This is a genomic window from Petropleomorpha daqingensis, from assembly GCF_013408985.1.
GTDB lineage: Bacteria > Actinomycetota > Actinomycetes > Mycobacteriales > Geodermatophilaceae > Petropleomorpha > Petropleomorpha daqingensis.
Window position 1 is genome coordinate 3591045 of sequence record NZ_JACBZT010000001.1, and the last position, 24385, is coordinate 3615429.

The following is a 24385-nucleotide window of genomic DNA, read 5'->3' on the forward strand; positions in this document are numbered from 1 at the left end:
AGGACTCCCCGATGACCGCACCGCTTCTCGAGAGCTACGTCGCCGGCCGCTGGTACGCCGCGCCCGACGCCGGCACCCCGATCGCCGACGCGGTGACAGGGGAGACCGTCGCCCGGATCAGCAGCACCGGCCTCGACGTCCCGGCGATGCTGGCGCACGCCCGCGACGTCGGCGGTCCCGCGCTGCGGGAGCTGACCTTCCACCAGCGCGCCGGCCTGCTCAAGGCCCTGGCGCTGAAGCTGATGGCCGACAAGGACGCGTTCTACGCGCTGTCCCGCCGCACCGGCGCCACCGACCGGGACAGCGCCGTGGACGTCGACGGCGGCTTCGGCACGCTGCTGTCCTACGCGAGCAAGGGCCGCCGCGAGCTGCCCGACGACACCGTCGTCCTGGACGGCGCGGTCGAGCCGCTGGGCAGGGCCGGCACGTTCGCCGGCCAGCACCTCTACACCCCGCTGCGCGGCGTCGCGGTGCAGATCAACGCCTTCAACTTCCCCGTCTGGGGCTTCCTCGAGAAGCTGGCCCCGGCGTTCCTCGCCGGGATGCCGACGATCGTCAAGCCGGCCAGCCAGACCGCGTACCTCACCGAGGCCGTGTTCCGGGCGATCGTCGAGTCGGGGCTGCTGCCCGAGGGCACCGTGCAGCTGCTCGCGGGCAGCGCCACCGGCCTGCTCGACGGGCTGGCCGGGCAGGACCTCGTCGCCTTCACCGGCTCGGCCGCGACCGCCCGCAAGCTGCGCAGCCACCCGGCGGTGGTCGCCAACAGCGTCCGGTTCAACGCCGAGGCCGACTCGCTCAACTGCGCCGTCCTCGGCCCGGACGCCACGCCCGGCACCCCCGAGTTCGAGCTGTTCGTGGGTCAGCTGGTCACCGAGATGACGGTCAAGGCCGGGCAGAAGTGCACGGCGATCCGGCGCGCGTTCGTCCCGCGCGAGCTGGTGGACGACTTCGTCGAGGCCACGCGCGACCGGCTGGCCCAGGTCGTGGTCGGCGCGCCCGGCGCAGAAGGCGTCCGGATGGGCGCGCTGGCCTCCCTCGACCAGCGCGAGGAGGTGCTGCGCTCGCTCAAGGCACTGCGCGGCGTGGCCGAGCTGGTCGCCGGAGACCCCGAGCACTTCGAGGTGGTCGGCGCCGACCGCGACCGCGGCGCGTTCCTCCCGCCGCTGCTGCTGCGCTGCGACGACCTCGCCGCCGCCGAGCCGCACGACGTCGAGGCGTTCGGTCCGGTCAGCACCGTGCTGCCCTACGACGGGGTCGAGCAGGCCGTGGAGCTCGCCGTCCGGGGCCAGGGCAGCCTGGTCGGCTCGGTGGTCACCCACGACCGCGAGTTCGCGCGGGCGTTCGTGCTGGGCGCCGCGCACGCCCACGGCCGGATCCTGGTGCTCGACCGCGACGACGCCGAGGAGAACACCGGGCACGGCTCGCCGCTGCCGGTGCTCGTGCACGGCGGTCCCGGCCGCGCCGGCGGGGGAGAGGAGCTCGGCGGCATCCGCGGCGTGCTGCACCACATGCAGCGCACCGCCGTGCAGGGCTCGCCCGACATGCTCACCGCGATCGGCGGCCGCTGGGTGACCGGCGCGCACCGGACCGACGACGGCGTCCACCCGTTCCGCAAGTCGCTGGCGCAGCTGCGCATCGGCGACTCGATCACCGCCGGCCCGCGCGCGGTCACCCTCGACGACATCGAGCACTTCGCCGAGTTCACCGGCGACACCTTCTACGCGCACATGGACGAGGAGGCCGCCCGCGCCAACCCGCTGTTCGGCGGCCGCGTCGCGCACGGCTACCTCATCGTCTCCTGGGCGGCCGGGCTGTTCGTCGACCCGGCGCCGGGCCCGGTGCTGGCCAACTACGGCGTGGACAACCTGCGCTTCCTCACGCCGGTCAAGCCGGGGGAGGAGCTGACGGTCACGCTCACCGCCAAGCAGATCAGCCCGCGCGGCGGCGCCGACCACGGCGAGGTCCGCTGGGACGCCGTCGTCGTCAACGGGGAGGGCAAGCCCGTGGCCACGTACGACGTCCTCACCATGGTGGCGAAGACCTGGCCGCAGGCCTGAGCCGAGCCGGTTCGGCGGTCCAGCGGATCGGCAGCCTCTTCACGCCCCGCTGGAAGTTCGACCGCAGCAGCGCAGGCGGCCCGTCGGGCTCCAGCGTCCGGGTGCGGCGCAGCAGCTCGCCGAGCAGCGCCCGCATCTGCACCCTGGCCAGCTGCGCGCCGAGGCAGAAGTGCGGCCCGTGGCCGAAGGACAGGTGGGGGTTGGGCGCGCGGCGCGGGTCGAAGCGGTCGGGGTCGGGGAAGACCGACTCGTCGCGGTTGGCGGAGGTGAAGGAGACGACCACCTTGTCGCCGGCCCGGACGTCGACGTCGCCGAGCCGCGCGTCGGTGGTCGCGGTGCGGCGGAAGACCATGACCGGCGTCCACCAGCGCAGCATCTCCTCGACCGCGCCGGGCAGCAGGGACGGGTCCGCGCGCAGGGCCGCCAGCGCGGCGGGGTGCTGCAGCAGGGCGATCAGGCCGCCGGGCAGCCCGTTGCGCAACGTCTCGTTCCCGGCGACGGCGAAGAGCCAGAACATGTTCTCGAACTCCGCGTCGCTGACCCGGCCGCCGCCCTCGTCGACCTGGGCCAGCAGCACCGACATGACGTCGTCGCCCGGGTGTCGGCGCTTCTCCTCGGCGAGCAGCCCGGCGTAGGCGTAGAGGTCCGGCATCCCGGCGCGGGTCCGTGGGTCCGGCATGCGGCCGCTGTCGTCCGGCCGCGGTCGGACGGTGAGCGCCTCGCGGGCCATCGCCGTCCCGCCGGTGCCGTCGAACGCGGCCGAGTTCGCGTAGTCGGGGTCCTGCCAGCCGATCACCCTGTTGGACCAGTCGAAGAGCAGCCAGCGGTCCTCGGCCGGTACCCCGAGGACGTCGGCGAGGGTGAGCAGCGGCAGGTCGGCGGCGACGTCCTTCGCAAAATCGCAGGATCCTGACCTCGCCCCGCCGATCATCCGGTCGACCAGCCCGGCGGCCGTGGCCTCGATCGACGAGGTGAGCGCCGCGACCGCCCGGGGGGTGAACGACCTCGACAGCAGCCGCCGCAGCCGGGAGTGGTCCGGCGGGTCCATGTTCAGCATCATCCGGCGCACCCACTCGAGGTCGGTGGCGTCGCGGACCTGGGTCGCCCCGAGCCAGGAGGAGTACGTGGCCGGGTCGCGCAGGACCCGGTCGACGTCGGCGTGCCGCAGCACCAGCCAGAACCCCGGCCCGGCGGCCTGGCCGTGCAGCGCCGGCTCCTCGACCCACGCGACCGGCGCCTCGGTGCGCAGCCGGCGCAGCAGCTCGAAGGGAGGCCCGTTCTCGTAGGTGGCCGGGTCGATGAGGGCTTCGGTGTCCACGGCTGGGCTCCCGGCGGCGCTCGGAGGGGCAGGACGCGACGCTACGTCCGCCCAGAGCTGAACAGGAACAGAGGGGACGACGCCGGGGTTGAGTGGGGCAGGCTCAACCCTAGGAAGTGAACGACATGGCCGAAGCCCTGCGGCTTCCCGTCCTGCCCCTCAACGACACCGTCCTCCTGCCCGGCATGGTCCTGCCGGTCACCCTCGACTCCGAATCCCAGGCCGCGGTCGACGCCTCGGTGTCCTCCGCCGACAAGAAGCTGCTGGTCGTGCCCCGGCTCGACGGCGTCTACGGCGCCGTCGGCGTCCTCGCGACCCTTGAGCAGGTCGGCCGGCTGCCCTCCGGCGAGCCGGCCGCGATCCTGCGCGGCACCGGCCGCGCGCGCATCGGGACGGGTGTGCCCGGCGCCGGCGCGGCGCTCTGGGTCGAGGCCACCCCGGTCGACGACACCGCGCCCACCGCGGGCACCGCCGAGCTGGCGGCCGAGTACAAGCGGCTGGTCGTCTCGGTCCTGCAGACCCGCGGCAACTGGCAGACCATCGACTCGGTCCAGCGCATGACCGACCCGGGCCGGCTGGCCGACCTGGCCGGCTACGCCTCCTACCTCGACGCCCGGCAGAAGCTCGAGCTGCTCGACACCACCGACGTCGACGACCGGCTGCACCGGCTGATCGAGTGGACGCTGGCGCACATCGCCGAGATGCAGGTCTCGGAGAAGATCGCCGACGACGTCCGTGAGGGCATGGAGAAGTCCCAGCGCGAGTTCCTGCTGCGCCAGCAGCTGGCCGCGATCCGCAAGGAGCTCGGTGAGGACGGTGACGGGGGCAGCGACTACCGCGCCCGCGCCGAGGCCACCGAGCTGCCCGACAAGGTCCGCGAGGCGGTCGTCCGGGAGATCGACCGGCTCGAGGCCACCAGCGAGCAGAGCCCCGAGGGCGGCTGGATCCGCACCTGGCTGGACACCGTCCTCGACCTGCCCTGGAACGTCCGCACCCCGGACAACGACGACGTCCGCGCCGCCCGCGCGGTGCTCGACGCCGACCACTTCGGCCTCGACGACGTCAAGGACCGCATGATCGAGCACCTCGCCGTCCGGGCCCGGCGCTCGTCGCGCGGCCTGCAGCTGGTCGGCGGCCGTGGCTCCGGCGCCGTCCTCGCCCTGGTCGGCCCGCCCGGGGTGGGCAAGACCAGCCTCGGCGAGTCGGTCGCGCGGTCGCTCGGCCGGAAGTTCGTCCGCGTCGCCCTCGGTGGCGTGCGCGACGAGGCCGAGATCCGCGGCCACCGGCGCACCTACGTCGGCGCGCTGCCCGGCCGGATCGTGCGGGCCATCCGCGAGGCCGGCTCGATGAACCCGGTCGTGCTGCTCGACGAGATCGACAAGGTCGGCAGCGACTACCGCGGCGACCCCGCGGCCGCGCTGCTGGAGGTGCTGGACCCGGAGCAGAACCACACGTTCCGCGACCACTACCTCGACCTGGACCTCGACCTGTCCGACGTGCTGTTCCTGGCGACGGCGAACGTGATCGACACGATCCCCGGGCCGCTGCTGGACCGCATGGAGTTCGTGCAGCTCGACGGCTACACCGAGGACGAGAAGGTCGCCATCGCCCGCGGGCACCTGCTGCCGCGGGAGATGGACCGGGCCGCGCTCACGACCGACGAGGTCACCGTGGACGACGACGCCCTGCGGGCCATCGCGGCCGAGCACACCCGGGAGGCCGGCGTCCGCCAGCTCGACCGGGCGCTCGCCCGGATCCTGCGCAAGGCGGCCGCCACCCTGGCCACCGACCCGGCCGCCGCGCCGCTGCGGGTGACCCGCGACGAGCTGCGCACCTACCTGGGCCGGCCGCGGTTCACGCCGGAGACGGCCGAGCGCACCGCCGTCCCCGGCGTGGCGACCGGCCTGGCGGTGACCGGCACCGGCGGTGACGTCCTGTTCATCGAGGTCACCGCGGTGGACGGCGAGCCCGGGCTGACCGTGACCGGGCAGCTGGGCGACGTCATGAAGGAGTCGGCGCAGATCGCGCTGTCCTACGTGCGCGGCCACGCCGCCGAGCTCGGCGTCGACCCGGCGGTGCTGACCAAGCGCCTGCACCTGCACGTGCCGGCCGGCGCCGTCCCCAAGGACGGCCCGAGCGCCGGCGTGACGATGGTGACCGCGCTGACCTCGCTCGCCTCCGGCCGTCCGGTCCGGGCCGAGGTCGGCATGACCGGTGAGGTCACGCTGTCCGGGCGGGTGCTGCCGATCGGAGGGGTGAAGCAGAAGCTGCTCGCCGCCGACCGGGCGGGCCTGACCACGGTGTTCCTGCCCGCGCGCAACGAGCCCGACCTGGACGACGTCCCGGCCGAGGTCCGCGAGCGGCTGACCGTGCACCTGGTCGGCGACGTCGCCGACCTCGTGGCCCGCGCGCTGGAGGCCCCGGCCGCCGTCCCGCTGGCCGCCTGAGAAACCGCGCTCGGCCACGGAAGCGACCACCCGTTGGGTGGACGTTCGCGGAACAGGCGTCGACCCGCGCGACCGCCACCCCCTAGGGTCCGCGCCGTGAACGGCGGGCAGTGCCTGGTGGAACGGCAGATGCACCGAGCGCGCCCGGTCGAGGTCCTCGTCGACGGCCGGTGGTGGCCCGGCGTCCAGTACGGCTGGCGCATGTACGACGACGGGACCGGCTGGCGCGCGGCGGTGCGGTTCGTGGTCCCCGGGCCGGGCTCCCCGAAGGCCCGGCACGCGCACCTGCCCATGGACGCGGTGCGCCCCCTCGGTTCACCCGCCTGAGCCGCCAGGTGCCGCAGCGGGCGGCAGCGCCGCGCGGAGGCGGGCGGTGACCTCGGCGACCTCGCCGTGCGCGTCGACCCGCCGGAGCAGGCCCGCGGCGGCGTAGAAGTCCGACAGCGGGGCGGTCAGCTCCCGGTAGACCTGCATTCGCCGCAGGACCGTGTCGGGCCGGTCGTCGTCCCGGGTCACCCAGGCACCGTCGACCTGCACCCGCCGCGCACCCAGCCGCCGGACCACCTCGTCCTCGTCCACCACGAGCTCGAGCACACCGTCCAGCGAGAGTCCCGCGGCGGCCAGGTGGTCGTGCAGCCGCTCGGCCTGCCCGAGCGTGCGCGGGAAGCCGTCGAGGAGGTAGCCGCCCCGGCAGTCCGCCTCCGCCAGGCGCGTCGCCAGCATCGCGACGGTGAGTTCGTCGGGCACGAGCTCACCGGCCGAGGAGTACACCTCCGCCTGCCGGCCGGCCTCCGTCGCGGCGGCGATCTGGGCCCGGACGATCTCGCCGGTGGAGATCGCGGGGATGCCCAACTCCTCGGCCAGGACGGCGGCCTGGGTCCCCTTGCCGGAGCCCGGCGGGCCGAGCAGGACGAGTCGCATGCCGGATTCTGCTCAGTTCCCGGTGGTCGGCACCAGGCCGCCCTGCGACCAGGTGGCCCAGTCGAGGTTCCAGTCGCCCCAGCCGTCCTCGACCGGGATGACCGTGCCGGTCCCCGTGTTGGTCCAGGTCACCGGGTCGCCGATCTGGGCGAAGCCGTAGTACCACTCGGCGTCGGCCGGGCTGAGGTTCGTGCAGCCGTGCGAGAGGTTCTGCGTCCCGATCGAGCCGTTCCAGTAGGCGTCGTGGATGAACTCGCCCGAGTTGGTCACCCGCACCGACCACGGCACCTCGATGTCGTAGGCCGGCGTCTCACCCGGGTCGCTCTTCATCTCCTCGGGGTTGGACTTGGCCATGACGACGGCGGTGCCGAGGTAGGTCGGCGTGGTCGCCTTGCCCAGGGACACCTCGAGCGTCTTCACCGGTGCACCGTCGGAGGTGATGGTCATCGTGTGGGCGTTGCCGTCGACCTGCGACACCTGCGCGGCGCCGGTCGCCATGTCCAGCGTCAGGCTGTTGTCGAAGGTCAGCCCCGTGCCGGCCGTCTTGCCCTCCAGCGGCAGGTCGACGTGGATGCTGGCGTGCCCGGGCCAGTACTGCTGCATCCGGAAGTGGGCCTCCAGCGCCGCGTTGTCCCGCTGCGAGTGCTCGAAGTACCACGCGCCGTCGGCCTTCTGGCCGTTGACGGTCACCGTGGCCGCCTTCCGGAAGGCCGACGCGTCGGTGATCTTCTTCGAGAAGTACACGATGACCGGCATGCCGACGCCGTAGGTCTTGCCGTCGGCCTCGAAGGTGCTCACGTGCACCGGGTCGCCAGGGGGAGTGGTCGGTGCCGCGGACGACGTCGGCGCGGCGGAGCTGCTCGACGCGGACGTGGCGGCCGCGCCGCTGTGCGACGAGCCGTCCTGGCACGCCGCGAGCACCAGACCGGCCGCGACCAGCCCGGCAGCCCACGCTCGGCGCTTCTCCCACATGACGTCGCCCTCTCCTCGCTGATCCTCCGCCGGAGCACCCCACCGTGCCACGTCTTGCTGGCAGACCACCGATGATATGTTGCTTCGAGCAACTATCTGTGCGGTCGCGCGCGAGGAAGGGCTCTGGGGGACATGGCGGAACCTGCGCGGGGCGCGCACTACAAGTGGATCGCGCTGTCGAACACGACCATCGGCATCCTGATGGCGACGATCAACAGCTCGATCCTGCTGATCGCGCTCCCGGACATCTTCCGGGGCATCGGCCTCGACCCGCTGGCCCCGGAGAACACGTCCTACTTCCTGTGGATCCTCATGGGATTCATGCTGGTCACCAGCGTGCTGGTGGTCAGCCTCGGGCGCATCGGGGACATGTACGGCCGGGTCCGCATGTTCAACCTGGGCTTCGCGATCTTCACGCTGTTCTCGATCCTGCTGTCGGTCACCTGGACGACCGGGACGGCGGCCGCGCTCTGGATCGTGCTCATGCGCCTCGGCCAGGGCGTGGGCGGTGCGTTCCTCTTCGCGAACTCCTCGGCGATCCTCACCGACGCCTTCCCGCAGGACCAGCGCGGCCTGGCGCTGGGCATCAACGGCGTCGCCGCGATCGGCGGGTCGTTCCTCGGCCTGATCCTGGGCGGCTTCCTGGCGCCGATCGAGTGGCACCTCGTCTTCGTCGTCTCGGCGCTGATCGGTGCCTTCGGCACCGTGTGGTCGATCCTCAAGCTCCGTGACAACAGCGTGCGGACGCCGGGTCGCATCGACTGGCTCGGCAACGCGCTGTTCGCCGTCGGCCTGATCGGGATCCTGACCGGCATCGTCTACGGGCTGAACCCGTACGGCGGGCACACCATGGGCTGGACCAAGCCGTTCGTGCTGGTCTGCCTGATCGGCGGCGCCGCCGTCCTCCTCCTGTTCGTGGTCGTGGAGCTCAACGTCGCAGACCCGATGTTCCGGCTCACGCTCTTCCGCAACCGCGCCTTCAGCATGGGCAACCTCAGCGCGCTGCTCGCCGCGCTCGCCCGCGGCGGGCTGCAGTTCATGCTGATCATCTGGCTGCAGGGCATCTGGCTGCCGCTGCACGGCTACACGTTCGAGCAGACACCGCTGTGGGCCGGCATCTACCTGGTCCCGCTGACGATCGGCTTCCTCGTCGCCGGGCCGCTGGCCGGCCGGCTGGCCGACCGGTACGGCGCCCGGCCGTTCGCCACGGCGGGCGCGGCGCTCTCCGGCGTCGTCTTCCTGCTGTTCGACCTGCTGCCGATCGACTTCCCCTACTGGTCGTTCGCGGTGCTGGTGTTCCTCGCCGGCCTGTCCATGGGGTTGTTCTCGGCGCCGAACACGGCCAGCGTCATGAACTCCCTGCCGGCCAACCAGCGCGGTGGCGGCGCCGGCATGCTCAACACGTTCCAGAACAGCGCGAGCGTGCTGTCGATCGGCATCTTCTTCACCGTCATCACGCTTGGTCTCGCGGCCACGCTGCCGCACGCGCTGTCGAGCGGGCTGACCGGGCAGGGTGTGCCGGCGGACCTGGCCGGCCAGGTGGCGCAGCTGCCGCCGATCGGTCTGCTGTTCGCCTCCTTCCTCGGCTTCAACCCGATCCAGCAGCTGCTGCCCTCGGCCTCGGCCGCGCACGTGTCGCAGTCGCAGTACGACTTCCTGACCGGCCGCGGGTTCTTCCCCGACCTCATCTCCTCGCCGTTCGGGCACGGCCTGCACCTGGCCTTCCTCATGGCCGGGGTGCTGTGCTTCCTCGCCGCGATCTTCTCCTGGCTGCGCGGTGCCGAGACCCGTCCGCACGTCGAGCGGCCGCTGCTGGAGGAGACCGAGGAGGGGCTGGCCGGCTCCGGCGAGGTCGCGATGCAGGAGGCCGGCGCCGGTTCGCCCCTCGAGTAGAGACCTTTCTCCACTGGATTGGTAGGGTTTTCTCCGTGACCAGTGCGTGCCCGGAGGTCGTGGCCGTCGACGGGCACGCGGGTCATCCGCTCGACCACCCGGTGCGCGCCGCGCTCGCTGGTCCGCACGCTCGCTTCGCCGAGCGCCGGGGGAACGTGCTGCGCTACCCGGTCGACGTCTCGCCGTTCCTGGCCCTGCCCGACGAGCCCTCCGCGCAGGACTGGGCCGACCTGGCCGAGCTGGCCGGACCAGGCGTGGTCGTGCCCCTCGCGGTGGTCGGTCCGGAAGCCCCGGCCGGCTGGGAGACCGTCTTCTTCATGCCGGGCGTGCAGATGGTCGACGACGGGCTGCCCGCCGCGCCCGAGGAGCAGGCGGTGCGGCTCACCACGGCCGACGTGCCCGAGATGCTCGACCTGGTCGAGCGCACGCGGCCGGGGCCGTTCCTGCCGCGGACCGTCGAGATGGGCTCGTACCTGGGCCTGCGCGACGCGGACGGCGCACTCGTCGCGATGGCCGGCGAGCGGCTGCACCCGCCCGGCTTCACCGAGATCAGCGCCGTCTGCACCGACCCGGCGCACCGGGGCAGGGGCCTGGCGAGCCGGCTCGTGCTCGCCGTCGCGCACGGCATCCGGCAGCGCGGCGAGACGCCGTTCCTGCACGCGGCCGCGAGCAACACGAATGCCATCCGGCTGTACGAGCAGCTGGGTTTCCGCCTGCGCCGGACGGTTCCCTTCGGTGCCGTCCGCGTCCCCGAGGGGAGCACCGCATGACCACCACCGAGGCGCGCGACGTCTTCGCCGCCGACTGGGCGCAGTGGCACCGGCAGAAGGAGGCGCGGCTCGCCGATCCGCACGGCTTCCTCGCCGTCACCAGCCTGAACTGGCTCAGCCGGGAGCCGCAGCGCTTCCCCGACGCGCCGGGCGGGTGGTCCACCGGTCCGGACGGCGTCGTGGTCGAGCTGGCCGACGGCGAGGAGCTGGTCGTCGACGGCGTCACCGTGCGCGGGCGGCACGCGTTCGGCGTCGTCCCGGAGCGCGGCGGCAGCACCGCGGTGTGGGGCGACGCGGTGATCGAGGTGGCCAAGCGCGGCGGTCACGACATCGTGCGACCGCGCCACCCGGACAACCCGTTGCGGACGGCGTTCGCCGGGACGCCGGCCTACCCGCCGCACCCGCGCTGGCGGGTGACCGGCCGCTACGTGCCGTTCGACGCGCCGCGCCCGACGACGGTGGGTGCAGCGGTCGACGGGCTCGAGCACGTCTACGACGCGCCGGGCCGGATCGAGTTCGAGCTGGACGGGCAGCAGTTCGCCCTGACCGCCTTCCCCGGCCACGCTCCGGGCGAGCTGATGGTGCTGTTCACCGACGCCACCTCGGGGCTCACCACGTACGCGGCGAACCGGTCGCTGCGCGCGGTGCCGGACACGGACGGCTCCGTCGTCCTCGACTTCAACCGCGCGACCAACCTGCCGTGCGCCTACACCGACCTGGCCACCTGCCCGCTGCCGCCCGCCGAGAACCGGCTGCCGATCGCGGTCGAGGCCGGGGAGCAGACGCCGCACGAGCGCGGCATACGTTAGGGCTCACGACGCCACACGACGCGGGCGTCGGGGGACGGGAGGACCGACGCATGCAGGACCTGGCCTTCGGGCTGTTCGACTGGATCGACGAAGCGCCCGGGAGGACGGTGGGCGAGGTCTACGAGGACCGCCTGCGCCTGCTCGCCGAGGCAGACCGGAGCGAGTTCGCCGTCTACCACCTCGCCGAGCACCACGGGGCGCCGCTGGGCCTGTCGCCGTCGCCCGCCGTGTTCCTCGCCGCGGCGGCCCGGGAGACCTCGCGCATCCGGCTGGCGCCGACGACGTTCATCGTGCCGCTGTACGACCCCCTCCGGCTGGTGGAGGAGATCGGCATGCTCGACCACCTCAGCGGCGGCCGGCTGGACATCGGCGTCGGCAAGGGGTCCTCGCCGCACGAGGCCGCGATGTTCGGGCTCACCGGTCCGCAGCCGGCCGAGCGGTTCGAGGAGCTGATGCCGGCGATCCTCGAGGCGCTGGAGACCGGCGTCTTCCGTCGTCCCGGCGGCGGCGACCCGATCCCGCTGCACGTGCCGGTGGCCCAGCGGCCGCACCCGCCGCTGTGGTACCCGACGTCCAACGCCGCCTCGATCCCGCGGCTGGGCGACGAGGGCTACAACGTGATCTTCGGCTTCGGGTTCGTCTCGCCGCCGCTGGACGTCATCCGGGAGCAGAGCAAGCTGTTCTTCGAGCGGTTCCGCGCCTCGGCCGAGCGCGGCACGGTCCGCTACGGTCTGCCCGGGACGACGCCGCGGTTCGGGCTCATGCGGCACGTCCTCGTCGCGCCCACCGACGACGAGGCGCTCGAGCTGCTCCGGCCGGCCTTCGCCGACCACCACACCAACTTCACCCACCTGTGGCGGCTGCACGGTGACGAGAAGCGCAGCCGGCCGGTGGACGTCGACCAGCTGCTCGCCGACGGCCGGCTCTACGCCGGGTCGCCGGAGACGGTCGCCCGGCAGGTGACCGAGGCGGTGACGGCCGGCGAGGTGAACTACGTGGCCGGCTCGTTCGCCTGGGGGTCGCTGGACGTCGAGACGTCGCTGCGGTCGCTGCGGCTGTTCCGCGACGAGGTGATCCCCGCCGTCCGCCGGGAGACCACGGCCTCGTGACCGAGGACGTGACGGTCCGCACCGACCTGGTCTACGACTCGGTGCAGGGCCGGGAGCTGCACCTCGACCTGTACCTGCCGGCGTCCCGGCCGGCGCCACTGTGCCTGTGGCTGCACGGCGGCGCCTGGCTGCGCGGCGGGCGCGCCGTCCGGGCAGAGGAGCGGCTGCTGCCCGTGGCGCGGGCCGGGGTGGCGGTCGCGGCGGTCGAGTACCGGTTCAGCAGCGAGGCGACGTTCCCCGCCCAGCTGGACGACGTCCGGTCGGCCGTCCGCTGGCTGCGCCGCAACGCCGACGAGCTGGGCGTGGACGCCGACCGGATCGGGGTCTGGGGCGGGTCGGCCGGCGGCTACCTCGCCGCGCTGCTGGCGCTGTGCCCGGATGAACAGGGGGACAGCTCCGTGCAGGCCGCCGTCTGCTGGTTCCCGATCACCGACCTCACCCTGCGGGACACCGACGTCCCCGAGGGGCCGCTGCCGCCGTTCGTCACCGGGCCCCCGCCGCCCGTGTCGAACGAGGCCCGCCTGCTCGGCGTGGAGTCGGTCGCGGAGGCGTGGGACGCGGCCCGGGCGGCCAGCCCGGTCACCCACGTGCACGCCGGCGCCCCGCCGTTCCTGCTCGTGCACGGCGAGAACGACGGCCTCGTCCCGTCCACGCACAGCCGCACGCTGCACCGGCTGCTGCGGGCGCAGGGCGTGGACTCGACGCTGCTGCTGGTCGCCGGCGCCAACCACGAAGACCCGGCGCTGGACACCCCGCCGGTGCTCGGGGCGGTGTCCGCGTTCCTGCGCAGCGCGCTCAGCTGAGCGAGGTCGCCTGGCCGAACGCACATCACCCTGGAGGGTCTCGGGGCGCCAGCGCACCCGCACGCCACGCCCGGGCCCGGGCCAGGATGTCGGCGATGACCTCGGTCTTGGCATCGGCGTAGTCGTTCATGTCGCTCCACCGCCGCCGGGCCAGCACCCGCTTCGTCGCCGCGTAGAGCGCGCGATCCTCCGCGTCCACGCGCAGCCAGTCCCGCAGGTCGAGGTAGTCCCGCACCTCCGGTCGGCCCGGCTCGTAGACGTGCACGTGCACGTCCCGGGCCGGCGTCCGCACCATCCGGTGCGCCGGCTCGCGCACCCGGAGCACGAAACCCGCCGACTCGAGCGCGGGCACGTACGCCGCCTCGTCGTCGACGTCGGCAACGGTGAGCAGCACGTCGACGATCGGCTTCGCCGCCAGACCCGGTACGGACGTCGACCCGATGTGCTCGACGCCCAGGGCGGCCGCACCCACGGCTGCGCGGACGCGCTCGGCGATCTCGCCGAAGCGCACGGGCCAGCGCTCGTCGTAGTCCACCACCGTGATCGCGGCGGCCTCGCGACCGCCGATCAGCACCCTGTCCAGGTACGCCTCGCGCTTCTCGTCCACCCCTGAACAGTCCCCTCGACGTCTCAGCTGAAGGCGAGGCCGCCGTCCACGATCAGGGTCTGACCGGTGACGAACCCGCTGCCGCGCGAGCACAGGAACGACACGACCGGGGCGAGGTCGCCGGGCTCCTGCGCGCGGGGGATCGCGCGGCGCACGGCGGCCGCGGCCAGGTACTCGTCGTCGTTGAGGGAGCGGGTCGCCTCGGTCTCCACCAGCCCGGGCGCGATGGCGTTGACCGTGATGCCGTCCTGACCGACCTCGCGGGCGATGCTGCGGGTCAGCGCGATGACCGCACCCTTGGACGCCGTGTAGTGCGCGAAGTGCGGCACCCCCATGTGCACCGTGGACGAGGCGATGTTGACCACGCGCCCCCACCCCTGGGCCTTCATGACCGGGTGCACCGCCCGCATCCCGAGCCAGACGCCGCGGGTGTTCACGGCCAGGACCCGGTCCCACTCCTCGACGGTGAGCTCGGTGAAGTGCCGCTTGGCGCCCAGCCCCTGGTAGATCGCGGCGTTGTTGACCAGCGCGCCGATCCGGCCGTGCCGGTCCACGACCGCGTCGACCAGCCGCTGCCAGGACGCCTCGTCGCTGACGTCGACGCGCTCGTGCGTGACCGCGAGGTCCCCGGCGTCCCACTCGGGGTCGACGACGTCGGCCGCCACGACGACCGCGCCCTCGGCCGCCAGGTGCCGGCTGAGCTCGGCCCCGATGCCGCGCGCGCCGCCGGTCACCACGACGACCGTGCCGGGTTCGACACCTGCCTGGTCCACACGTCCTCCTGTGCTCTCGTACGTCGATTGTCGCGGGCCGCCTGCCCGAGCTGCGGGCGGTGAGGGGCCGCCCGCGCGCTTGGAGGCGTCCCACGCTCTGCATACCGTGCTCGGCAGAGGTGTAATCCGCGCCATAGGCGTGGCCCGACGATCCTGGAGGTCTCATGACCCGACCCGCCGACGAGCACCACGGCGTCCTGGTGCTGTCCTGCAAGGACGTCCCGGGCATCGTGCACGCGGTGTCGGGCCTGCTCGTGGACGAGCAGTGCACCATCGTGGAGAGCCACCAGTTCGACAGCCGGACGAGCGGCATGTTCTACATGCGCGTCGAGTTCGCCCACGCCGACGGCTCCCCGCTGGACCTGCAGCGTCTGTGCACCGCCTTCGAGCCGATCGCCCAGCGGTTCGGCATGAACTGGCGGATCGCCGACCGCGACGAGCGCCAGCGCGTGCTGATCATGGTCAGCCAGTACCCGCACTGCCTCAACGACCTGCTGTTCCGCAACTCCATCGGCGAGCTCAACCTCGACGTGGTCGCGATCGTGTCCAACCACCCGACGCTCTCGGACATCGCCGACTTCTACGGCATCCCGTTCCACCACATCCCGGTCACCAAGGACACCAAACCGGAGGCCGAGGCGGCCCTGATGGAGCTGGTCCGCGAGAAGGACGTCGAGCTGGTGGTCCTGGCCCGGTACATGCAGATCCTCTCCGACGACCTCTGCCGGCAGCTGGAGGGACGGGCGATCAACATCCACCACTCGATGCTGCCGAGCTTCAAGGGCGCGCGGCCGTACCACCAGGCGCACGCCCGCGGCGTGAAGTTCATCGGCGCGACGGCGCACTACGTCACCGCCGATCTCGACGAGGGCCCGATCATCGAGCAGGAGATGCTCCGGGTGAACCACTCGCTCTCGCCCGAGCAGCTGGCCGCCCGCGGCCGCGAGGCCGAGACCCGCGCTCTCGCGCACGCCGTGCGCTGGCACACCGAGAACCGCGTGGTCATCCTCGGCAACCGCACCGTCGTCTTCGAGTAGGTCAGCCGACCGCGGCGACCACCCGCACCGCGTCGACGGTGCCGGCCACCTCGTGCACGCGGACGCCCCAGGCGCCCGCGCGGGCGGCCAGCACCGTCGTCGCGAGGGTCGCGGCGTCGCGCTCCCGGGCCGGGGGCGCCTCGCCGTCCGGTCCGGCGAGCACCGCGCCGAGGAAGCGCTTGCGGGAGGCGCCGACCAGCACCGGGAAGCCGAGCTCGACGAGCTGGTCGAGCCGGCGCAGCAGGGCCAGGTCGTGCGGCGGCAGCTTGGCGAACCCGAGCCCGGGGTCGAGCAGGATCTGGCGTTCGGCGACGCCCTTCGACACGGCGTCGTCCACCCGCTGCAGCAGCTCGCGGCGGACGTCGGCGACGACGTCGTCGTAGGTCGCCGGCGCGTACATGTCCGCGCTGTGCCCGCGCCAGTGCATGAGCACCCAGGGCACCCCGGTCGCGGCCACGACCGCGGCCATGTCCGGGTCGGCCAAGCCGCCGCTGACGTCGTTGACCAGGACGGCGCCGGCCTCGACGGCGGCTGCGGCGACCCGGGCGCGGGTGGTGTCGACGCTGACCGCGACCCCCCGGCGGGTCAGCTCGGCGACCACAGGGACCACGCGGGCCAGCTCCTCGTCGACGTCCACGCGGCCGGCACCGGGCCGGGTCGACTCCCCGCCGACGTCGACGTAGTCGGCGCCGCTGCAGGCCATCTGCACGCCGTGCGCGACCGCGGCCTCGGGGGAGCCGTAGCGGCCGCCGTCGGAGAAGGAGTCGGGCGTGACGTTGAGGATGCCCATGACGCGGCAGGTCATCGGCGCATCTCCGCGCGGACCGCGTCCTCGATCTCGTCCGCCCGCGCGAGCAGCTCGTCGACCACGGCCACCGCCGTCCTCAGCTCGGCGCGGGCGTCGTCGTCCTCGATCCCGGGCAGGTTGGTCTCCACGGCCAGCCGGGCCGTCGAGGCCGCGGCGCGGGCGGCGGCGGCGGCCGCCGCGACGTCGCTGATCAGGTTGCGGTTGGCGATCGGCAACAGCCGCTCGGCCAGCGCCACCAGCTCGACCGCGGCCTCGATCACGACCTGGGGAGGCCGGGCGGCCTCGAGCTGCGCGGCGCCCAGCGCCCGGCGGCGGGAGGCCCGCTCCTCGTCGGTGTCCCGCGGCAGCTTCATCGCGTCGGCGACCGCGGAGAACGCCTCCTCGTCCGCCGCGGCCGCCGCCAGGCAGGCGTCGCGGCGGGCGTCGGCCTCGGCCACGATCTCCTGGATCACGTCGGCGTGCTCCGGGTCGGTGGTGAAGCGCCCGATCATCGCGACCAGGCCGGCGGAGAGGCCGGCCTCGATCGCCGCGGTCGCCCCGGCGCCGGGGGCGGGCAGCCGTGCGGCCAGCTGACCGAGGAACTCACCGATCGGCTGGCGGGTCAGTGCGTCGTCCATGGCCTCAGGAGGGTGTCGGGAGCAGGGGAGAGCGGTCGAGCAGCGCGGCGGTGCGCCAGCCGCGCAGGGAGTTGAGGACGGCGAGCCCGTCGGCGGCGGCGAGGTCCTCGACGTGCAGGACGCGTTCGTGCAGCCGGCCGAGGTCCAGCAGGCGCGCGCGCTCGACCCCCGGCAGGCAGCCCGACGCGGTCGGCGGGGTCCACCACCGCCCGTCCAGCCGGACGGCGAGGGTGGCGATGGTGGTCTCGGTCAGCTCGCCGCGCTCGTTGACCAGGACGACGTCGTCGGCCTCCGGGTGCCGCAGGGCCCGGGTCACGTAGGGCTCCCGGCGGGTGGTCTTGTGCTGCAGCCAGGGGCTCGTGGAGTCCACCGGGTCGTCGTCCACCACCAGCCGGACGGGGCCGCTGACGGACGGCGGCAGCTCGCCCACCTCGACCGCGACGTCGCCGGAGCGGTCGAGCAGGATGCGCACCCGGGCCGGCCCGGACGGCTCCGCCAGCGCGTGCCCGGCCGCGGCGAGGACGGCGTCCCGGTCGAACCGGAAGCCGAAGTACGCGGCCGAGTCGGCCAGCCGCGCGAGGTGGCGGTCCCGGGAGCGCAGCCCGGTGGCCGGCAGGAACGCCAGCGTCTCGACGAGCCGGTGCTCCTCGGGGTCGTGGGCGAGGACGGCGGCCTTCGCGTGCAGCTCGGCCCGCTCGGCGGCGGCGTCCGAGCCCCAGGTGATGCCACCGCCGGCTCCGTAGCCGGCCTCGCCCGTCGCGCGGTCGACCTCGGCGGTCCGGATCGCCACGCTGAACCGGGCGCGGAAGGGCGCGGTCGGGGGAGCGACCAGCCCGACCGCGCCGCAGTAGACGCCGCGGGGCGAGGGCTCCAGGTCGCCGATCAGCTGCATGGTCCGCTGCTTGGGCGCGCCGGTGACCGAGCCGCAGGGGAACAGCGCCCGGAACAGCTCCAGCAGCCCCACCTCGGGGCGCAGCCGGGCGCTGATCTGCGAGGTCAGCTGCCACACCGTCGGGTACCGCTCGAGGGCGAACAGCTCGTCGACGACCACGCTGCCGATCTCCGCGACCCGGCCGAGGTCGTTGCGCAGCAGGTCGACGATCATCAGGTTCTCGGCCTGCTCCTTGGCGCTCGCGCGCAGCTCGCGCGCCACCAGCTCGTCCTCGGCCGTCGTCCGGCCCCGGGGTGCCGTGCCCTTCATCGGACGGGTGCGGACCTCGTCGCCCACCCACTCGAAGAAGAGCTCTGGGCTGGCGCTGGCCACGACGTGCCGGCCCAGGTCGAGATAGGCGTTGTGGGCGCCGCGCTGCGCGAGGGCCAGCCGCGTGTAGAGGGCGAAGGGATCGCCGACGAGGCTCGCGCGCAGCCGGTCGGTGAGGTTGCACTGGTAGGTCTCACCGGCGGCGATGTGCTCCCGGACGGCGGCCACGGCACGGGCGTGTTCGTGGTCGGTCCAGTCCGGCCGCCAGGAGGGGAGGTCGGTCGGCGCACCGGCGGTCACGGGGGAGGTGCGGGCGGGTTCGTCGCACAGCCCGAACCACACCAGCGGCGGCTGCCCGGCGCCGGCGCCGCCGGGCAGCCGCGGATCGAGGCCGCTCGCCGCCTCGTACGCGACGTACCCGTAGGCCCAGCTGCCGGCCTCGGTCGCCTCGTGCACCTCCTGCAGCACGCCGGCGACCTCCTCCGGCCGCGTCGCGGTGAGCACGCGGTGCGGCGGCGGGCAGAGCAGCGCCTCGCCGCCGCGCAGGTCGTCGAACCGGGCCCACGGACCGGCGGTGCCACCGGCCGGGGCCATCAGTCCTCGAGACCCTGCTGGGCCTTCGCCGCCGCCAGCGTGTTGGCGAGCAGCATCGCGATGGTCATCGGTCCCACTCCGCCCGGCACGGGGGTGATCTTCCCGGCGACCTCGGCGACGGCCGCCGTGTCCACGTCGCCGCGGAGCCCGTCGTCGGTGCGGTGGATGCCGACGTCGATCACGACCGCGCCCGGCTTGACCGCGTCGGCAGCGACCAGGCCGGGGATGCCCGCCGCGACGACGAGCACGTCGGCGCGGCGGCACACCTCGGCGAGGTCGCGGGTCCGCGAGTGGCAGATGGTCACCGTCGCGTGGCGCTCGAGCAGCAGCTGCGCCATCGGCTTGCCGACCAGCACCGACCGGCCGACGACGACCGCCTCGGCGCCCTTCAAGGGGACGTCGTACTCGTCGAGCAGGACCATGACGCCCGACGGGGTGCACGGGCGCAGCCCGGGGCGCCCCTGGGCCAGCAGGCCGGCGTTGACCGTGGTCAGCCCGTCGACGTCCTTCTCGGCCGGGATCCGGGCCAGCAGCGCCTCGGAGTCGAGGTGCTTCGGGGTGGGCAGCTGCAGCAGGATGCCCGAGACCGCGGGGTCGGCGGCCAGCTCGTCGATCAGCGCGGCGGCCGTGGCCTGGTCGACGTCGCCGGGCAGGTGCCGGTGCAGGTCCTGCATGCCCGCGGCGACGGACAGCTTGCGCTTGTTGCGGACGTAGACCTCCGACGCCGGGTCGTCGCCGATCAGCACCGTCGCCAGCCCGGGCGCCGTCCCGCCGCGGGCGACCAGCTCCTCGACGCCCTTGGCCACGTCCTCGCGGACCTTGCGGGCGACCGCGGTGCCGTCGATCGTCTGGGCAGTCATCAGGCGAGATTCTCCAGAGTCCGCCGGCGCCAGGCCTCGGTGGGGCCCAGATCGTTGAACGTGAAGACGTGGAAGCCCTCGATGTGGTTGTCGGGCTTGCCGATGTGCGGCGCGAGTCCCTTGATGATCTTGTCGGGGCTGTAGCCACCGGGGATGAAGAACCGCCAGAACATGGTCTGCTGCTTCTTGAGGAACTTGGCCGACTCGCCGATGCCGAGCCCGCCGGAGACGCGCAGCAGCTTCTGCCGGTGGACCGCGCCGGGGACGCCGATGTGCACCGGCAGGTCGATCCCGCGGTTCTTCAGCTCCCGGGCCCAGTCGAGGATGACCTTCGGGTCGAAGACGATCTGGGTCTTGATGTGGGTGGCCAGGGCGGCCTTGTCCTTGAGCGCCTGGAACAGCACGTCGTCGGAGACGGCGGGGTGGCCCTCGGGGTGGCCGCCGATGCCGATGTCGGTGAAGCCGTGGTCGAGTTCGTGCAGCGCGGTGAGCAGCGCGAGCGCGTCGGGGAACTCGGTCGGCGTGTCGGTGGGGTCGCCGCCGACGACGAAGACGTCGGTGAGGCCGGCCTCCCGGCAGCGGGCGACGATCTCGGCGAGGTGCGCGCGGTCGCGGACCTGCTGGGCGGACAGGTGCGGGGCGACGGTGTACCCGGCCGCGGCCAGGCTGACGGCGAGGTCGACGGTCGCGTCCTGGCCCTTGGCCGGCGAGGCGGTCACGGTCAGCCGGACGTCGGTCGGCACGGTGTCCAGAACCGCCTGCTCGGTCTTCTTGAACGGGATCACCTCGTAGCCGAGGTCCCCGAACACCCGCTGCAGCGTCCGCCGGGTGGCGGGGTCGCGCACGACCAGGGCACGGTCGGTGACGACCTTCTGCACCGCCGTGTGCACGGCCTTCTGCACCGCGTCCCGGGCGGCGGTGGTCCGCTCGACGAGGGCGGGATTGGTGCGGATCCTCTGCATCGTCTCCCGGGCGGCGGTGGCCCGGTCCTTCACGGTGCGCGTCACGTGGTGGTCTCCTCCTGTGCAGCGGGCCGTCTCGGCCGAGGGCGGGGCGACGGGAGAGCGGTCGCGGCCAGCGAGCGGTCGTCTCGACGGCATTCCCATCGTGAGTCGTGCCACGCGGCGGGGGCACGGTGGGATGGCGGCACTTCTGCCGCCGGATCGCCTCGCCGCCCGTACGTCAATCGTCGCGGTGGACGGGTTCCCCCGCCTGCGGAGCGCCACCCGCCCGGGTGGTGGCCGGGCGGCGAGGTCGCTTCGGCATGTCAGCATGGAACGCAGGTGCCGGCCGCATCGCGGCGGCCGCACAGCGAGGAGGAGCGGTGGAGTCCGCGGGACGAGACCCTGCCGGCGTGTCGGTGGCAGTGGCCCCCTCGGCCGGCGAGGTGGTGGCGAACGCACCGGACGGACTGGCCGTCATCGACGCCGACGGCCGGTTCGTGGAGGCCAACCCGGTCGCCGTCCGGCTGTGCGGGCTGCCCGCGGGCACGGTGGCCGGGCTGCGTTCCCCCTTCCCGCCGCCGCAGGACGAACCGCCCGCCCGGAGGGCCGGTGAGCTGACCGTCGAGTGGGAGCCTTCGCCAGGGGTCCGGCGCGAGTTCAGCTACGTGCTGCAGGAGATGCCCGCGCACCAGCGGTGGGTGGTGTCCTTCCGCGACGTGACGGTGCCGCGGCGCCAGGAGCGGCGGCTCGCCGCGATCGCCAAGGCCGCGGCGAGCGTGGCCTCGAAGCGGTCGCTGGTCGGCACGCTCGAGGCGCTCGCGCGGGAGGTGGTGCGCACTGACGCCATCGCCGGCGTGCAGATCCTCACCGTCAACTCCGCCGGGGACCGGCTGCACGTGATGGGCACCGCCGGGTTCGGGCGCACCCACGACTTCTTCGACAAGCTGATGGCCTGCCGGGCCCTGGGCGCGCGGCTGCTGATGCTCGAGGCCTTCGACACCGGGCAGACCGTGGTGATGGAGAGCCGGTACGAGGCCGTCATGGCCGACCCGGCGTGGGCGCCGCTGCGGGAGGACCTGCGGCACCCCCGGTGGGACTCGTTCGCCAGCGTGCCGCTGATGGCGCGCGGGGAGCGGCTGGGCATCCTCAACGCCTTCTACGCCCCGGGGCAGACGGTGGGGGAGACCGAGCTGGAGTTCCTGGTCGCCATGGCCGAGCAGGCCGCGATGGCCGTCGACCACGCCTCGCTCCTGGAACGGGAGCGCGACCTCGCCCGGCGCGAGGAGCGGCAGAAGCTCGCCCGCGACCTGCACGACTCCGTCGTCCAGCAGGTCTTCTCGATGATGATGCAGAGCAAGTCCCTCGGCGTGCTGGTCCGCCGCGGCCTCCCGCCGGCCCCGGAGACCGTGGCGCAGGTGGCCGACGAGCTGAGCAGCACGGCCGAGGACGTGCTCGGCGACCTGCGCGGCATGGTCGTGGAGCTGCGCCCCGTCACCACCGTCGACCAGAGCTTCGCCGGGGCCCTGCGCTCGCTGCTCGACACGACGGCGGCGCGCTCGGGGCTGCGCACGGACCTCGACATCGACGACGCCGGGGACGAGCTGTCCGCGCTCGACGGCGACCTGGTCGAGGACGTCTACCGCATCGTCGCCGAGGCCGTGCACAACTGCGTCAAGCACGCCGCCGCGGAGAACCTGCAGCTCCGGTTGGCGATGACCGCGCACGGCCGCCGGCGGCGGCTGGTCGCGGAGGTGGTCGACGACGGTCGCGGCCTGCGGGCGGCCGCCGAGGACACCGCGGGAGGGGTCTCCTCCAGCGGCTTCGGCATGACCGCCATGCGCGAGCGCGCGGCCCGCTGGGGCGGCAGCGTGCGCGTGCAGGAGGTCCCCACCGGGGGGACGCGGATGCGGCTGACCGTGCCCGTCCCGGCCGCGGTGCCGACGACGGAGGGCTCGTCGTGGACAGTGGAGCGGTGAGCGCACCGACCCCCATCCAGGTCCTGGTCGTCGACGACCACGCCGTCGTCCGCCGCGGCGTCGTGGCCTACCTCGAGGCGCTGGAGGACGTCGCCGTCGCCGGGGAGGCCGGCACCGGCTCGGAGGCGCTGGAGCGGCTGGCCCGCGCCAGCGCGCTGCAGGAACTGCCCGACGTCGTCCTGATGGACCTGCAGATGCCCGAGATGGACGGCGTCACCGCCACCGCGGAGATCGTCCGGCGCTTCCCCGGCGTGAAGGTGGTCATCCTGACCAGCTTCGGGGAGACCGAACGGGTGCACGCGGCGCTGGAGAAGGGCGCCTCGGGCTACCTGCTCAAGGACGCCGGCCCCGCCGAGGTGGACGCGGCCCTGCGCGCCGCCGTCCGCGACGAGGTGTTCCTCGACGCGGCGGTGACCCGCAAGCTCACCCAGGAGATGCGGGCCCCACGCACCGGCCTCGGGGTGCTGACCGCCCGCGAGAAGGAGGTGCTGATCCTGGTGGCCGAGGGCAGGTCCAACAAGGACATCGCCGACCACCTCGTGATCAGCGAGCGCACCGCGCGCACCCACGTGAGCCACCTCCTGGCGAAGATGGGCCTGTCGTCGCGCACCCAGGCGGCGCTGCTCGCGGTCAAGGAGGGGCTGGTCCAGCCCCGCTGAGCACGACCGGCGCGACATCCGTCGCGGCGGTTCCCGGTCAACCGCGGGATCCGCCGGCGACCGGCCGCTCCTAGCGTCGCCGCATGCCCGCCGTCCACGTCGTCTGCGCCACGGCCGGCCTCGACCTGGTCGTACCGCCGGGGGCCAGCATCCTCGACGTCGTCCGCGACGCCGGCCTGCCCGTCGCCGGTCCGTGCCGGGACGGCAGCTGCGGCGCGTGCGAGACGCGGGTCCTCGAGGGCGAGCCCGAGCACCGGGACGCCGTGCTGACCGCCGAGGAGCGCGCCTTCGGCGAGACGATGATGATCTGCGTGTCCGGGGCGCAGGGGGACCGGTTGGTGCTGGACCTGTGAACTGGGGCCTCCGATCCGGGGTAGCCCCGAGGGATGAGATCCACGACGGATGACGTAGTCACGGCGGGTGGCCGCGGCGGGTCCGACGGTGACATCGCGCCGATCCGGCGCGGTCCGGCGCTGCCTAGGGTGGAAGGATGAGCACGTTCGTCCTGGTCCACGGCGCGTGGCACGGCGGCTGGTGCTGGGACAGGGTGGCGCCGCGGCTGCGTGAGGCCGGTCACGAGGTGCACGCGCCCACCCTCACCGGGCTGTCCGAGCGCGCCCACCTGCTCTCGCCGCTGGTCGGGCTCGACACCCACGTCGAGGACGTCGTCCGGCTGATCGACACCTTCCGGCTCACCGACGTGGTGCTGGTGGGGCACAGCTACGCCGGTCAGGTCGTCACCGCGGTGGCCGACCGCCGTCCGGACGCGGTCGCCCGCCGGGTCTACCTCGACGCCTTCGTCGGGGACGACGGCGAGACCGCCCGCGACCTGCTGCCCGAGACCGTCGAGCACCACTGGGCGGAGTCCGCCGCGGAGCAGGGCTTCGAGTGGCTGGTGCCGGTGCGCAAGCTGTCGGTGCTCGGCGTCACGGAGCCCGCCGACATCGACTGGCTGACCCCGAAGCTGACCCCGCACCCGTGGAAGACCTACACCGACCCGCTGCGCCTGACCGGTGCCGTGGACGGCGTGCCGGCCGCGTTCGTCGAGTGCGTGACGTGGATGCGCGTGTTCGCCGCGCAGGCCGACCGGGCACGGGAGCGCGGATGGCCGGTGCACGAGCTGGACACCGGGCACGAGGCGATGGTCACCGCCCCCGAGGCGCTGGCCAAGGTCCTGCTCGAGCTCGCCGACTGACTGCAGGGAGAGATC

General features: G+C 73.7%; 23 protein-coding genes. 13 read left to right on the forward strand and 10 right to left on the reverse strand.

The genetic code is table 11. From position 1 onward, the window contains the following. The first annotated feature begins 11 nt into the window (after nt 1-11). Nucleotides 12-2057: a phenylacetic acid degradation bifunctional protein PaaZ gene (gene paaZ / locus GGQ55_RS17810; protein WP_179718982.1), complete on the forward strand. Its 2046-nt coding sequence runs from the start codon at nt 12-14 to the stop codon at nt 2055-2057. On the opposite strand, the gene GGQ55_RS17815 is transcribed toward paaZ, so the two are convergent. Further along, nucleotides 2023-3375 (reverse strand): cytochrome P450, encoded by a 1353-nt coding sequence (locus GGQ55_RS17815; protein ID WP_179718984.1) that lies wholly within the window; start codon nt 3373-3375, stop codon nt 2023-2025. The two genes, paaZ and GGQ55_RS17815, sit on opposite strands and share 35 nt — an antisense overlap. A gap of 125 nt (nt 3376-3500) precedes the next feature. Between GGQ55_RS17815 and lon the strand changes: the two genes are divergently transcribed. Next, complete coding sequence (gene lon, locus GGQ55_RS17820) at nt 3501-5822, forward strand: endopeptidase La (RefSeq protein WP_179718986.1); 2322 nt, start codon at nt 3501-3503, stop codon at nt 5820-5822. Nucleotides 5823-5918: 96 nt separating this feature from the next. After that, nucleotides 5919-6149: a hypothetical protein gene (locus tag GGQ55_RS17825; RefSeq protein ID WP_179718988.1), complete on the forward strand. Its 231-nt coding sequence runs from the start codon at nt 5919-5921 to the stop codon at nt 6147-6149. Here GGQ55_RS17825 and GGQ55_RS17830 read toward each other — a convergent pair. Further along, nucleotides 6138-6743 carry an adenylate kinase gene (locus tag GGQ55_RS17830; protein ID WP_179718990.1) on the reverse strand — a complete coding sequence of 202 codons (606 nt, stop codon included), beginning with the start codon at nt 6741-6743 and terminating at the stop codon, nt 6138-6140. The two genes, GGQ55_RS17825 and GGQ55_RS17830, sit on opposite strands and share 12 nt — an antisense overlap. 12 nt (nt 6744-6755) lie before the next feature. Beyond that, nucleotides 6756-7715, reverse strand: coding sequence for a L,D-transpeptidase (locus GGQ55_RS17835; protein ID WP_179718992.1), 960 nt, complete (start codon nt 7713-7715; stop codon nt 6756-6758). 132 nt (nt 7716-7847) lie between these two features. Here GGQ55_RS17835 and GGQ55_RS17840 point away from each other — a divergent pair, with 132 nt between their 5' ends. From GGQ55_RS17840 to GGQ55_RS17860, 5 genes are read left to right on the forward strand one after another with little or no spacing between them, the layout of a single operon-like run. After that, nucleotides 7848-9608, forward strand: a complete 1761-nt coding sequence (locus tag GGQ55_RS17840) for an MFS transporter (protein ID WP_179718994.1) — start codon at nt 7848-7850, stop codon at nt 9606-9608. A 35-nt stretch (nt 9609-9643) separates the two neighbouring features. Continuing rightward, nucleotides 9644-10378: a GNAT family N-acetyltransferase gene (locus tag GGQ55_RS28530; protein ID WP_218859326.1), complete on the forward strand. Its 735-nt coding sequence runs from the start codon at nt 9644-9646 to the stop codon at nt 10376-10378. Continuing rightward, nucleotides 10375-11187 (forward strand): DUF1684 domain-containing protein, encoded by an 813-nt coding sequence (locus GGQ55_RS17850; protein ID WP_179718996.1) that lies wholly within the window; start codon nt 10375-10377, stop codon nt 11185-11187. The genes GGQ55_RS28530 and GGQ55_RS17850 overlap by 4 nt, the downstream gene beginning before the upstream one ends. A gap of 50 nt (nt 11188-11237) precedes the next feature. After that, entirely contained in the window at nt 11238-12296 is a 1059-nt protein-coding gene (locus GGQ55_RS17855; protein WP_179718998.1) for an LLM class flavin-dependent oxidoreductase, read from the forward strand. Then, nucleotides 12293-13099, forward strand: coding sequence for an alpha/beta hydrolase fold domain-containing protein (locus tag GGQ55_RS17860; protein ID WP_366489612.1), 807 nt, complete (start codon nt 12293-12295; stop codon nt 13097-13099). Before GGQ55_RS17855 ends, GGQ55_RS17860 begins: the two co-directional genes overlap by 4 nt. Before the next feature lie 25 nt (nt 13100-13124). Here GGQ55_RS17860 and GGQ55_RS17865 read toward each other — a convergent pair whose 3' ends face one another. Both GGQ55_RS17865 and GGQ55_RS17870 read right to left on the reverse strand, forming a co-directional pair. After that, nucleotides 13125-13706 carry a GrpB family protein gene (locus GGQ55_RS17865; protein ID WP_179719000.1) on the reverse strand — a complete coding sequence of 194 codons (582 nt, stop codon included), beginning with the start codon at nt 13704-13706 and terminating at the stop codon, nt 13125-13127. A gap of 23 nt (nt 13707-13729) precedes the next feature. Next, a complete protein-coding gene (locus GGQ55_RS17870; RefSeq protein WP_366489614.1) occupies nt 13730-14479 on the reverse strand; it encodes an SDR family NAD(P)-dependent oxidoreductase in 750 nt (249 codons plus the stop codon). Nucleotides 14480-14643: 164 nt separating this feature from the next. Between GGQ55_RS17870 and purU the strand changes: the two genes are divergently transcribed. Continuing rightward, entirely contained in the window at nt 14644-15516 is an 873-nt protein-coding gene (gene purU, locus GGQ55_RS17875) for a formyltetrahydrofolate deformylase (protein ID WP_179719004.1), read from the forward strand. A gap of 1 nt (nt 15517) precedes the next feature. Here the strand turns inward: purU and folP are convergent, their stop codons facing one another. From folP to GGQ55_RS17900, 5 genes are read right to left on the reverse strand one after another with little or no spacing between them, the layout of a single operon-like run. Further along, nucleotides 15518-16321: a dihydropteroate synthase gene (gene folP / locus GGQ55_RS17880; RefSeq protein ID WP_246323833.1), complete on the reverse strand. Its 804-nt coding sequence runs from the start codon at nt 16319-16321 to the stop codon at nt 15518-15520. Then, entirely contained in the window at nt 16318-16941 is a 624-nt protein-coding gene (locus GGQ55_RS17885) for a cyclodeaminase/cyclohydrolase family protein (protein ID WP_179719007.1), read from the reverse strand. Before GGQ55_RS17885 ends, folP begins: the two co-directional genes overlap by 4 nt. Nucleotides 16942-16945: 4 nt before the next feature. Beyond that, entirely contained in the window at nt 16946-18736 is a 1791-nt protein-coding gene (gene pabB / locus GGQ55_RS17890) for an aminodeoxychorismate synthase component I (protein ID WP_179719009.1), read from the reverse strand. Continuing rightward, nucleotides 18736-19596 (reverse strand): bifunctional methylenetetrahydrofolate dehydrogenase/methenyltetrahydrofolate cyclohydrolase FolD, encoded by an 861-nt coding sequence (gene folD / locus GGQ55_RS17895; RefSeq protein WP_179719011.1) that lies wholly within the window; start codon nt 19594-19596, stop codon nt 18736-18738. The genes pabB and folD overlap by 1 nt, the downstream gene beginning before the upstream one ends. Further along, nucleotides 19596-20603, reverse strand: coding sequence for a methylenetetrahydrofolate reductase (locus GGQ55_RS17900; protein WP_366489618.1), 1008 nt, complete (start codon nt 20601-20603; stop codon nt 19596-19598). The genes folD and GGQ55_RS17900 overlap by 1 nt, the downstream gene beginning before the upstream one ends. Nucleotides 20604-20950: 347 nt before the next feature. Between GGQ55_RS17900 and GGQ55_RS17905 the strand changes: the two genes are divergently transcribed. The 4 genes from GGQ55_RS17905 (at nt 20951) to GGQ55_RS17920 (ending at nt 24370) form a co-directional block, all read left to right on the forward strand. Continuing rightward, complete coding sequence (locus tag GGQ55_RS17905) at nt 20951-22516, forward strand: sensor histidine kinase (RefSeq protein ID WP_366489620.1); 1566 nt, start codon at nt 20951-20953, stop codon at nt 22514-22516. After that, nucleotides 22513-23175 carry a response regulator gene (locus tag GGQ55_RS17910; protein ID WP_179719015.1) on the forward strand — a complete coding sequence of 221 codons (663 nt, stop codon included), beginning with the start codon at nt 22513-22515 and terminating at the stop codon, nt 23173-23175. Before GGQ55_RS17905 ends, GGQ55_RS17910 begins: the two co-directional genes overlap by 4 nt. Nucleotides 23176-23258: 83 nt before the next feature. Further along, the gene (locus tag GGQ55_RS17915) at nt 23259-23528 is read left to right on the forward strand and encodes a 2Fe-2S iron-sulfur cluster-binding protein (RefSeq protein WP_179719017.1); all 270 of its coding nucleotides are present in this window, start codon (nt 23259-23261) and stop codon (nt 23526-23528) included. Nucleotides 23529-23665: 137 nt separating this feature from the next. After that, on the forward strand, nt 23666-24370 hold the full coding sequence (locus GGQ55_RS17920; protein WP_179719020.1) for an alpha/beta fold hydrolase: 705 nt from the start codon (nt 23666-23668) through the stop codon (nt 24368-24370). Nucleotides 24371-24385: the final 15 nt, after the last annotated feature.